Raw genomic sequence first — 12148 nt, forward strand, 5'->3', positions numbered from 1 at the left:
AATACTAATTATGGGATTTTTTGATAAAAAAACATGGCAAATTTTACTATTTTGAACATTTATATGTGATTAAATAAATTAATCAAATACTTATAAATCAAATGTTTAAAATCTTTATAGAAAGTAATAATTTAATAATACAAAATTTTCTGAATTATAAAATACTAATTTTTTTGGCAAATTTGAATATTTAACGTTTTTATAGCTGTTAAATTACTATTTATCAACTATATAAATTTAATTATGTGAAGTATTAATTTACAGATGGCAATTTTCGCAAAACTGACCGACAAAGTGTATTGATATGCCTTATTACGAAAAAAACAGAAATTAAAAATTTTACGGGGATCGTATACAAAATACTTTTTTGACGAAAAAAACAAGCTTCCTGAACGCGGCAATAACGGCAATCAGTCTTCCCGTCTTCCCCACTCCTGCCCCATAAAATAATTGAATAAAAATTAAACCCCAGCCTGGAGTGGAGGTGATACAACATAAATTCAAAAATCAACCAGGGAGCGGTTGCCAATCATCCTGAAAAGTGTACGGTGCTTTTATTGTTGCAGCCTATCGTGCCAGATCCATCCACGCCGGACAGCTACCCGATCCGGGTCAATTTTCAAATTAAAAAAGACGGCGCTGTAAATGCATTTTTATTCGTGGGATAAAAAACGGATATTGTACTAAATGTAAAAACGAAATACCATGCGCATTAAAACAATCGTTATTATCCTGATCGCCGTTTTGCTTACCATAGTGATAATGCAAAATACGGACGAGGTTTGGTTCAAGATTTTATTTTTCAAAATCCACGTTTCAAAGCTCAGTGTAATGCTGCTTGTGGCGGTGGTAGCGTTTATTTTGGGATGGCTTGTTGGGCGCCCCAAAAGGGTGATCCGCCTGGGTGACACCATAGGCAGCCGCGATCCTGACGATGACGAACCCGGTACACTAAGTAAGGAAGACAGGGAATACATCAACTAACACGAATGGATACAAAAATTGGATTTATAGGCCTGGGGCATATGGGTACCCCAATGGCTAAAAACCTGCTGGATGCAGGTTATCATTTGCAGGTTTACAACCGCACTTTATCAAAAATTGATGAGTTGGGCGAAGGGGCAATTACCAAATGCAACTCCTCTGCCGCTGCTGCCGATGGCGCCTTAATAGTGATTACGATGTTGTCAGACGACGAGGTATTAAAAGAGACAGTTCTGGGTGAAAATGGTATCCTAAAAAAATTACCTAAAGGCGCACTGCACATCTCGATGAGCACCATCTCGCCGGACACGGCGCAGCTACTTTCAGATGCTCACAAAGCAGCCGGGAGCACCTACCTGGCAGCCCCGGTATTCGGCAGACCAGAGGCAGCGGCAGCAAAGAAATTGTGGGTCTGTGTTTCTGGTGACCAGTACGCAAAAGACCTGGCGAAACCGGTGCTGGAAAACCTTGGCCAGGGCATTGTTGATTTTGGCGACGGGGCAGCCGCAAACGTTGTAAAGATTGCGGGCAATTTCATGATCATGGCATCAATGGAAATGATGGCAGAGGCATATACGCTGGCAGAGAAAAGCGGCGTAGACCGGTTAAAGGTGGCAGAGTTTTTTGGGTCGACTTTGTTCAATGCTCCCATCTTTCAAAACTACGGAAGGCTCATTGCTAACAAACAGTATGAGCCGGTCGGCTTCAAGTCGAAATTAGGGCTTAAGGACGCACGCCTGGCATTTAAATTATCGCAGCAAACGGAAACCCCCATGCCTGTAGTGAACACCGTACACAACCGCTTATTGAGTGCTGTAGCCAAAGGCTGGGGCGAAACAGATTGGGTAGAAGGTGTAGGACGCGGAGTTTGCGAGGATGCAGGGGTTTGATTTCAGATGTTCGATTTCGGAATTATTTTATTGCGGAATTCGCAATGCCAAATGCGGGATTAGTAAACCAAATCAAAAATCGCAAATTCGAAATTCTTACAAAAAAAACAAATCCGAAACGGCGAAGCCCTCTTGAGCACCGCTAAAAAATTAACAATTGCGAAAAATCGAACATCCGAAATCCGAAATTTTCAAATCCGGTGTTTCGCTAAATATCCCGAAGACAGAAGCCCCGCTGCCACTCATGCTGGCGTAAATGGCGCCGGCTTCGTACAGGGCAGCCTTCACCCCTCTAATCATCGGGTGGTTTTTAAAAACTGAGATTTCAAAATCGTTTTTGATATGCTGCTTCCATTCTGTTACCGGAAGCTGGATTAGTTCCATCAAAGATGTTTTTACGGGCGCAGGTTTTACGCCTCCGTAAGCCTCTCCTGTCGACACATGAACCGGCGGCATCACCAGCACAATTTTGTAAGCGGAGAGATCAAGTTTGATGGGTTCAAATTCATCGCCCTTATCAAAAGCGAATACAGGTTTATTTTTGATGAAGAAGGCACAGTCAGCGCCAAGCTGGCGGGAGTAGCCTATCATCCGGTCATCATTTAAACCCAGGCTAAAGTAATCGTTAAGCAGCCTGATGAAAAACGCGGCATCGGCAGAGCCGCCACCAAGCCCTGCACCAATGGGGATATGTTTGTGCAGGTGAATTTTCACAGGCGGCAGGTCGAAATGTTTTTTTAGCAAATGATAGCCCTTTATACAAAGGTTATCCTCTACCCTGCCGGGTATTTCCAGTCCGGATGACTCAAAGCTTAATTTGTCAGCTTTAATAATCTCCAGCGCATCATTTATTTTGATGGGATAGAAAATGGTTTCCAGGTTGTGGTAACCATCCGGACGGCGTTCAATAACATTAAGACCGATATTAATTTTTGCGTTGGGAAATGATATCATGTGTTGCAAAGGTAGCAACCTATTTATTAATTTCCGTAGGGGCGATCCCTTGTGGTCGCCCTTAAAGGTTATATCAGACTATTTATCGGGTAACCAAAAGATGGGGTAACCACAAGGGTTACCCCTACGTTGCAGGTCGCTCAAAGACCTGTCACGTTTAAAACGATTAACAAGTCTTCTATTTTTGCACATCGGTAGGATACCAGCATTAGTTTATTTTTATTTGTATTTATTTTTAGGTTGAAAATGTTGTAAAGATTGGAAGCGTTGTAATTTAAACAACCTACCAAAAATGACTTGATGACTCAATGACCTAATGACTCAATTAATCAACCAATGAGACAATACCTCGATCTGATGAGCCATGTGATGCAGAACGGCGCGCAGAAACACGACCGTACCGGCACCGGCACCTTAAGTGTTTTTGGCTACCAGATGCGCTTTAACCTGCAGGAAGGCTTCCCGATGGTGACCACCAAAAAACTGCACCTAAAATCCATTATTCATGAATTGATCTGGTTTTTAAGCGGGGATACCAATATCAAATATTTAAAAGATAACGGTGTTCGCATCTGGGATGAGTGGGCAGATGCGGACGGCAACCTGGGCCCTGTTTACGGGTACCAGTGGCGCTCGTGGCCAAAACCTGACGGCGGACACATCGACCAGATCACCCAGGTGGTAAACCAGATAAAAACAAACCCGGATTCGCGCAGGATGATGGTATCAGCATGGAATGTAGCGGATGTTAACCAGATGGCTTTGCCCCCATGCCATAGCTTGTTCCAGTTTTACGTGGAGCCGGCTAATCCTGCAAAGAGCGAGAAACGTGGAAAACTATCCTGCCAGTTGTATCAAAGAAGTGCAGATATATTTTTGGGGGTACCATTCAATATTGCCTCATATGCGCTCCTTACCATGATGATGGCACAGGTATGCGACCTGGATTACGGCGACTTTGTACACACGTTTGGCGATGCCCATATTTACAATAATCACCTGGAGCAGGCAACGCTTCAACTAAGCCGCGAACCAAGGCCATTGCCCACCATGAAAATTAACCCCGACGTGAAAGATATTTTTGCCTTTAAGTTTGAGGATTTCACTTTGGAAAATTATGATCCATGGCCGCATATTAAGGCTGCGGTTGCGGTTTGATTGGTTCATTAGTTCATTAGTTCAATGGTTCATTAGATGAATTGTGATCTTTGAACTATGAAGTGGATTTAACAAACTGAAATTGAATTTAAATTAATAAAATTCTGTTCAAAGGTATAGCACTATTACCAATGAACTAATGATCCAATGAACTAATGAACATTTCTATCGTCGTCGCTATTTCAGAAAACCATGTTATCGGTAAAGACAATAAATTGCTTTGGTACCTGCCGAATGATTTAAAGCACTTTAAGGAGATCACCAGTGGGCATACCGTGATCATGGGGCGGAAAACCTACGAGTCGGTTGGAAAGCCGCTGCCCAGGCGCCGGAACATTATCATTACCAGGCAGGCTATTTCGATTGAAGGTTGCGAGGTAGTCAACTCCATTGAAGCCGCCCTGGCGTTGTGCGCGGATGAAGAAGAAGTATTTATTGTAGGAGGTGCCGAGATCTATAAACAGTCGATGCATCTAACCGACCGGATCTACCTCACCATCGTTCACAAGGTATACGACGGCGACAGCTTTTTCCCGGAGATAAATAAAAGCGAATGGCGGGAAGTTTCCCGCGAAGATCATCAGCCCGATGAAAAAAATGCGATACCATACTCTTTTATCACACTCGAACGATGAGGTAAAAGGTTAAAGGCAAAAGGTAAACGGTTAAACCATGCACTGGCTAATCTTTGATTTCACATCCAAAAAAGATGACAGGCCTAAAAGCCACCAACGTCACTACTGAAAATCAATAACTTATGAAAAGAAACTTTCGCCTTTCGCCTTTCACCTTTAGCCTCCCCACTTATTTCAATTAAAAATTTCATGCTTACATATTTTTATTAGATTTGCCGTCTTATTTAAAAGGCTTATAAACTAATTAATTACATATTTTGATTCAAAATGCAAGGTAAAGGGGTTGTTAAATTTTTCGCCATATTACTGGCAATCGTATGCTTATACCAGCTTTCATTTACTTGGGTAGCCCATAAAGTTAAGGATGACGCAAAGGTGTATGCCAAGGGTGATACTACAAAAGAGAAGGCTTACCTGGATTCTATCGCAACGCAACCGGTATATCCCATACTAAAACACGATTATCAATACGTCAGCCAACGGGCACTTGCCTTAGGGTTGGACCTTGAGGGTGGTATGAGTGTTACCATGCAGATCTCCCTGGATGAGTTGGTTAAAAAGCTATCGAACGATAATACCGATGTTTATTTTAACCAGGCGATAGCGCAGGCTAATAAGGATATCATCACCAGCCAGACGGATTACATCACACTTTTTGTGAGTGATTACGAAAAGATAAACCCCCAGGGCAAACTGGCTACTATCTTTTCAACAAAAGATAACCAGGACCGCATTAAATTTAATGCGACCAACAGCGAAGTAGAAACGTATCTGAAAGACAATGCAAAATCTGCCGTTACCCAGTCCTTCACTATTCTGAATACCCGTATCGACCAGTTTGGTGTTGCTAATGCCAACATTCAGCAAACCAGTGCGGATCGTATCCTGATTGAACTGCCGGGCGTTAAAGAGCCCGAACGTGTTCGCAAGCTTTTGTCAGGAACTGCAAAAATGGAGTTCTACCAAACTTATGACAACAGCCAGGTTACACCGTTGCTTTCAAATTTAAACGGCATCATCGCTGCAGAAAATAAAGCAAGCAAAAAAGACACCGCAAAAACTGTAGCTGCTGGTAAAACGGATACCACTAAAAAGTTAGCCAACGCCAAAACTGACACTACTAAAGAAAAAGGCGCTTTGGCTTTGTTGAATAAAGTTCAAAAGAGCGGAAAGGATACATCATCATTAAGCAGCAAAGCTAAAGGCAGCGACCAATACCCATTGTTCGATGTTTTGAAACCGATGATGTACCAGGGGCAAAACGGGCAGACTGAAATTGCACCAGGCCCAGTTGTTGGTCATGCCGATGTGAAAGATACGGTTAAAGTTAACAGATACCTGCGCAGCGCTGCTGTAAAGTCGGCTATTCCGCAAAGCATGAAATTTCTTTGGGGGGTAAAGCCAATGGCCAAAACCAAAACATTTGAGCTTTATGCTGTAAGATTGGTTGGCGCCAACAATGGCGCTTCCCTAACAGGTGAAGTAATTACGGACGCGTTTAAGGACGTTGACCAGAAAGGCAACCCGGAAGTACGTATGATCATGAACTCTGACGGTGCCGAAAAATGGAGTGCGATTACTACCGAAGCTTGTAAAGACCCTAACAATCACCAATCTATTGCGATAGTATTGGATGATAACGTATATTCTGCACCGCGTGTAGACAATCCTATCCCCGGCGGCGTTTCCTCCATCTCAGGTAATTTTACATCCGAAGAAGCAGGCGATTTGGCCAACGTATTAAAAGCAGGCCGCTTACCTGCGCCGGCGCATATTGTTGCCGAAGCAGTTGTAGGCCCGTCATTAGGTAAAGAAGCTGTAAACGCAGGTTTATTATCAAACATTGTAGGTTTACTGGTAGTAATGGTGTTTATGATCGCCTACTACAACCGTGCAGGTACCGTCGCTGTTGTTGCGGTATTGATCAACATCTTCTTCCTGATGGGTGTTTTAACCAGCCTTGGCGCAGTGTTAACCATGCCTGGCGTAGCAGGTATCGTACTAACCTTTGGTTTATCTGTGGATGCCAACGTACTGATCTATGAACGTGTTCGTGAAGAACTGGCGCTGGGTAAATCGCTCAAAATAGCTATTTCTGATGGTTTTAAACACGCCCTATCATCCATTCTCGATTCAAACATCAGTACCTTCCTTACCGGTTTGATCCTTTATGTTTTCGGTACCGGAACTATCCAGGGTTTTGCAATTACCTTGATGATCGGCATTATCACTTCTCTATTCTGTTCATTACTGATCTCAAGGATTATTCTTGAGTTTATGATCGAAAAAGGCTGGGATGTTAAATTTTCAAATCCATGGAGTTCACATACCTTTAAAAACGCAAATTACGCTTTCGTAAAAAACCGTTTTAAATATTATATCTTCTCTGGTTCTTTTATTTTACTTGGTATCGGATCAATGGTAACCAGGGGCTTCAACTATGGCGTTGACTTTGTGGGTGGCCGTACTTACGTGATCAGGTTTGATGACAAAAATGTGGGCGTTGAGCAAGTTCGTACCATCATTAATAAAACCTTTGGCTCCGGTAACGAGGTTAAAACCTTCGGCAACGATATAAGCGTTACCACCAAATACGACATCAATGATAATGCGGCTGACGCGGATACTAAAGTTGAGACAGCGGTGATCAAAGCACTTGATTCAACCCCGCAAACGCATATTACCACGGCAAATATCAGGAGCCAGCAAAAGGTTGCGCCGACTATAGCCAACGGACTAAAGAAATCTGCAGCGTTAACGGTGCTGTTCGCCATCATCATTATTTCGGGTTATATATTTATCCGTTTCCGTAAGTGGCAGTTCAGTTTGGGTGCCATGATCGCAACCGCGCATGATGCGTTGATGGTATTATCGTTCTTCTCGATATTTAAAGACGTGCTGCCATTTTCGCTGGATATAGACCAATCCTTTATAGCGGCAATATTAACGGTAATAGGTTATTCTATCAACGATACGGTGGTTGTATTTGACCGTATCCGCGAATTCCTTAACCTGCACCATGCCAAAACTGATGATCCAAAAGCGGTTATCAACGACGCTATCAATAATACCTTAAGCCGTACTATTATCACTGCGCTTACCGTGCTGATGATATTGCTGGTATTATTTATCTTTGGTGGTGATGTTATCCGCGGCTTCTCTTTCGCTTTATTGATAGGCGTATGTTTTGGTACCTACTCTTCCATCTGCGTAGCCACACCGGTTATCATCGACTTCGGCAAGAAAGACCTGAGGTAGAAAAAAAATCAAAAATTTATATCAAGGCTCCAAAGAACATTTGGGGCCTTTTTTGTTTTTATACTATCGGATCAAAAAGAAATGAAATTAAAAAATGGATTAAAGTTCCCCAGCGTAGTCATCATAGGCGGCGGCTTTGGAGGCTTACAGGTAGCGAAAAACCTGAAAGATAAACCGGTGGAAGTTTTAATGGTTGATAAACATAATTATCACACCTTTCAACCACTGCTTTACCAGGTAGCAACGGGCAGCCTTGAAGCCGACTCCATAGCGTTTTCATTAAGAAAAAACTTTTCGGATCAAAAAAACTTCCGGTACAGGAATGCTGAAGTGACTAAGATAAATTCTGAAAAAAATACTATTGATACCACAATCGGTGAATTACCTTACGATTACCTGGTAATAGCGACAGGCTCTACCACTAATTTTTTCGGCAATAAGGATATCGAGCATTTTGCTATGCCGATGAAATCAATCCCCGAAGCGCTTAACCTGCGTTCGCTGATCCTGCAAAATATTGAGGAAGCGGTTTTGCTTAACACAAAAGAGGATCGGGAACCCTATCTTAATTTTGTACTGGTGGGCGCCGGCCCAACGGGCGTTGAACTGGCCGGTGCACTTGCCGAACTGCGCAATAACATCCTAACCTGTGATTACCCAGAGTTAGAAAAAGAACATATGAACGTTTACCTGGTTGATTTTTTACCGAGGGTACTGGGCGCAATGTCTGCAGAAGCCTCAGAAGGCGCAAAGGATTTTTTAACCAAAATGGGCGTTGAAGTACTCACAGCGGTGAAAGTGGAGAGTTATGACGGCTCTGTGATAAAATTTGAAGGTGGCAGAAGTATCCGGACCAAAAACGTTATATGGTCTGCAGGAGTAATGGGCGTTGTGCCGGAAGGGATAGACAAAAATATCATTGAAAAGGGCAACAGAATCAGGACGGACAGTGTTTGCAGGGTTGCCGGCTTTTCAAATATTTTTGCCATTGGCGACGTTGCTCTAATGATCACCGATCAAACGCCAAAGGGACATCCTGGTGTAGCGCAGGTAGCGATACAAATGGGTAACCACACGGCCAAAACCATTATGCAGCTCATCAATAATGAACCAACAGTGCCATTCAAATATTTCGATAAGGGATCATTAGCCACTATCGGCAGGAACAAAGCGGTCGCCGACCTCGGTAAACTTAAGTTCCAGGGATTTTTTGCCTGGATGATCTGGATGTTCGTACACCTGATTTCCCTTTTAGGTTTCCGGAATAAGATAGTTGTTTTTATTAATTGGGTGGGTAGTTATCTTAATTATAACGGAGGTGCCCGGCTTATCATCAGGCCATATGTGATGGAGGACGAGCCGGAAAAAACAGCCCACTTGCCAAAAACTGATGGATAGGCCGCGCCGTTTTGCATTTATTAGCGATATTTGATTCCGTGAACGCCGTTTCTGCACAATCCTGTTATATTCGACCAATAATCGTTACCGTATCATGAAAAATTTAATCTTTTGTTTTGCGTTTGTGATGTTTGCAATAACATCGGTTTTTGCTGAAAATATTACAAATTCCAATAGATCAATTAGCCCCGATTCCGTTAGATTGACAATTGAGGGCAACTATGCTTTTTACCAGGGTAAGGTAAAAGTGGATAGCCTTCCTGAAGGGCTGATGTATATCAGGGCGGTGCAGTTTATGGCGGCAAAGAATTTCCAACAGAATTATGGCTACCAGGAAGAAGGGAAAATGATTTACTTTACCACCCAGGACCTTAATGTAAACGCCGTTTATGTGGGTGATGATGACGATGCTTTGAATCCCTACACCGTTCAATTTTCAATTACCCTAGACCTGAAAAATGGCAGCTACCGCTATACCATTAATAATGTTGTATTTTTTCGCCCGGAGGGTAATGGCAATAAAAGAGAAACGCTGTTTGATATGTACCTGAAAGCTACCAATACCAATTCACGTCGCATAGCAAAGGATGCCCGCAAACTGCTCGATTCTTTCGAAAAATATTTAAATGCGCTTACCGGCGAATTATATGATGGGATTGAACAAAAGCCCTCGATATATTTAAAATTCTAAATTGAAATAAATTAAATGCTGCCGAAAATACAGATCACTGAATGCCCGCGTGATGCTATGCAGGGCATTCACCAGCTCATTCCTACCGAAATAAAGGCGGCTTATATTAACTTACTGCTCCAAGTGGGCTTTGATACCATTGATTTCGGAAGTTTTGTATCGGCAAAGGCTATACCTCAGATGCAGGACACCACCGGGCTGCTGCGAAAGCTTGATTTGACCGGCACAAAATCAAAATTACTGGCAATAGTTGCCAACTACCGCGGTGCCGAAGAAGCCGCAAAGCATCCCGAAATAAGCTACCTGGGATTCCCCTTTTCCATATCAGAAACATTTCAGCAGCGTAATACCAATTCGGGTATTGACAATGCTTTTCAAACTGTGCAAAACATACAAGAACTATGCAGTAAAACGAATAAAAAATTACGCATCTATTTATCGATGGGTTTTGGAAACCCTTATGGAGACGAATGGAGTATAGACATCCTGTTAAACTGGTCAGAAAAGATGGTTGCATCAGGAATCGAGCATATTTATGCTGCTGACACGATCGGAATCGCCACGCCACAGCAAATAGCCGATATAATGAAACACTTGAATGGATTTGCCAATATACAGTTCGGGATGCACCTGCATTCCACACCTGATTCCTGGAAAGAAAAGATTGAAGCCGCTTATGACAACGGTTGCCGGCTATTTGACACAGCGCTTAAAGGCTATGGCGGCTGCCCGATGGCCAAAGACGAGCTTACAGGCAATATTGCAACGGAAATCTTAATCGGGTACCTTAAATCTCAAAATGAGCACCTGGAGCTTAATTTGGATAAACTGGAGGAAGCGATGGCGTATTCGGGGCAGGTGTTTGGTTGAAATTGATTGATTAAGTTGATTGAGTGAATAGTTAATTAAGTTTTGTTTTCTCTTCTAACCCAATCAACCTATTCAACTTAATCAACCTCTAACCATTTTATAATGCCTTATTCCCGCTTCTTCAAATTCTTCTCCAATTTTTACAAAGTTGAATTTTTCGTAAAGTGGAATAGCCTGTATCTGGGCGTGCATATAAATGTAGCTCGCATCAGGTGGAAGATCAGCTAATATAGTTTTTACCAGCTCCTGCCCTACGCCTTTTCCGCGGAACTTCGCCAATACGGCAAAACGTTCCAGCTTATAGCCTTTTTCGGTTTTACGCCAGCGGCAGGCCCCGGCTGATTCGCCGTCAACAGTCGCGAGGAAATGGGTGGATTCATCTTCAAACTCCCATTCCAGTTCGGGTGGGCAGTTTTGCTCAACAACAAATACTTCCCTGCGGATAGCAAAAACCTTTTCCAGGTCGGCCGGGGCAGTTACTCTGCTTACTTGTACTTTTGAAGACATACTTTTAAGGTAAAGGGCAAAAGGCGAAAGGCGAAAGGTTAAAAATAAGGAGTATGTTTCCCCACCTTTACCTTTCGCCTTTTACCTTTAACCTAATTATTATAACTTATCGTTCACGTTAATGCAATTCAAATCGCCGAAGGCAACTGTTAATCGCTTAACAAACGTTTCTTCTCCTTTGCGTAACCAAACGCGGGGGTCGTAATATTTCTTATTCGGTGAATCTTCGCCCTCAGGGTTACCGATCTGGCTTTGCAGGTAAGCTTCTTTTGATTTATAATAATCTTTAATGCCTTCCCAGTATGCCCATTGCATATCGGTATCGATATTCATTTTGATGGCACCGTAAGAAATTGCTTCCCTGATCTCTTCCTGGCTTGAGCCCGAACCACCGTGGAATACAAAATTGATCGGCTTTTCAGCAGCAAGGTTGAATTTTTTCTTTACATATTCCTGTGAATTATGCAAGATTACCGGCTGAAGCTTAACGTTGCCCGGTTTGTAAACACCATGTACATTACCAAATGCAGCTGCAACTGTAAAACGATGGCTTATTTTTGAAAGCTCTTCGTAGGAATAAGCTACATCTTCAGGTTGGGTATATAAACGGGAGCTGTCAACATCTGAATTATCAACGCCGTCTTCTTCGCCGCCGGTTACACCTAATTCAATCTCCAGTGTCATTCCCATTTTAGCCATGCGGGCAAGGTATTTGCCAGAGATTTCGATATTTTCGTGTAAAGACTCTTCTGAAAGGTCGAGCATATGCGATGAAAATAAAGGCTTTCCGGTTTCAGCAAAAA

Annotated in this window: 11 protein-coding genes; 8 read left to right on the plus strand and 3 right to left on the minus strand. The window is 42.7% G+C overall.

All coding sequences use genetic code 11. The annotated features are described in order from the left end of the window. Positions 1-705 precede the first annotated feature (705 nt). Positions 706-984, plus strand: a complete 279-nt coding sequence (locus tag QZY09_RS14315) for a hypothetical protein (protein ID WP_295673436.1) — start codon at positions 706-708, stop codon at positions 982-984. Positions 985-989: 5 nt separating this feature from the next. Beyond that, positions 990-1874 (plus strand): NAD(P)-dependent oxidoreductase, encoded by an 885-nt coding sequence (locus QZY09_RS14320; RefSeq protein ID WP_295673437.1) that lies wholly within the window; start codon positions 990-992, stop codon positions 1872-1874. A gap of 150 nt (positions 1875-2024) precedes the next feature. On the opposite strand, the gene ispE is transcribed toward QZY09_RS14320, so the two are convergent. Next, the gene (gene ispE, locus QZY09_RS14325) at positions 2025-2828 is read right to left on the minus strand and encodes a 4-(cytidine 5'-diphospho)-2-C-methyl-D-erythritol kinase (RefSeq protein ID WP_295673438.1); all 804 of its coding nucleotides are present in this window, start codon (positions 2826-2828) and stop codon (positions 2025-2027) included. A 336-nt stretch (positions 2829-3164) separates the two neighbouring features. Between ispE and QZY09_RS14330 the strand changes: the two genes are divergently transcribed. The 6 genes from QZY09_RS14330 (at position 3165) to QZY09_RS14355 (ending at position 10838) form a co-directional block, all read left to right on the plus strand. Continuing rightward, positions 3165-3986, plus strand: coding sequence for a thymidylate synthase (locus tag QZY09_RS14330; protein WP_295673439.1), 822 nt, complete (start codon positions 3165-3167; stop codon positions 3984-3986). Between the two features lie 155 nt (positions 3987-4141). After that, positions 4142-4621, plus strand: coding sequence for a dihydrofolate reductase (locus QZY09_RS14335; RefSeq protein WP_295673441.1), 480 nt, complete (start codon positions 4142-4144; stop codon positions 4619-4621). A gap of 267 nt (positions 4622-4888) precedes the next feature. Further along, positions 4889-7879 carry a protein translocase subunit SecDF gene (secDF, locus tag QZY09_RS14340; protein WP_295673443.1) on the plus strand — a complete coding sequence of 997 codons (2991 nt, stop codon included), beginning with the start codon at positions 4889-4891 and terminating at the stop codon, positions 7877-7879. A gap of 81 nt (positions 7880-7960) precedes the next feature. Then, positions 7961-9277: an NAD(P)/FAD-dependent oxidoreductase gene (locus tag QZY09_RS14345; RefSeq protein WP_295673445.1), complete on the plus strand. Its 1317-nt coding sequence runs from the start codon at positions 7961-7963 to the stop codon at positions 9275-9277. A gap of 94 nt (positions 9278-9371) precedes the next feature. Continuing rightward, entirely contained in the window at positions 9372-9968 is a 597-nt protein-coding gene (locus QZY09_RS14350; protein WP_295673447.1) for a hypothetical protein, read from the plus strand. Between the two features lie 15 nt (positions 9969-9983). Further along, entirely contained in the window at positions 9984-10838 is an 855-nt protein-coding gene (locus QZY09_RS14355) for a hydroxymethylglutaryl-CoA lyase (protein ID WP_295673448.1), read from the plus strand. An 81-nt stretch (positions 10839-10919) separates the two neighbouring features. Here the strand turns inward: QZY09_RS14355 and QZY09_RS14360 are convergent, their stop codons facing one another. Together QZY09_RS14360 and fbaA are read right to left on the minus strand one after the other, a co-directional pair. Next, on the minus strand, positions 10920-11345 hold the full coding sequence (locus QZY09_RS14360; RefSeq protein ID WP_295673453.1) for a GNAT family N-acetyltransferase: 426 nt from the start codon (positions 11343-11345) through the stop codon (positions 10920-10922). Positions 11346-11444: 99 nt separating this feature from the next. Next, the coding region (fbaA, locus tag QZY09_RS14365) for a class II fructose-bisphosphate aldolase (RefSeq protein WP_295673454.1) at positions 11445-12148 on the minus strand (704 nt) is incomplete at its 5' end.

It is taken from the genome of uncultured Mucilaginibacter sp., assembly GCF_903913935.1.
Lineage (GTDB): Bacteria > Bacteroidota > Bacteroidia > Sphingobacteriales > Sphingobacteriaceae > Mucilaginibacter.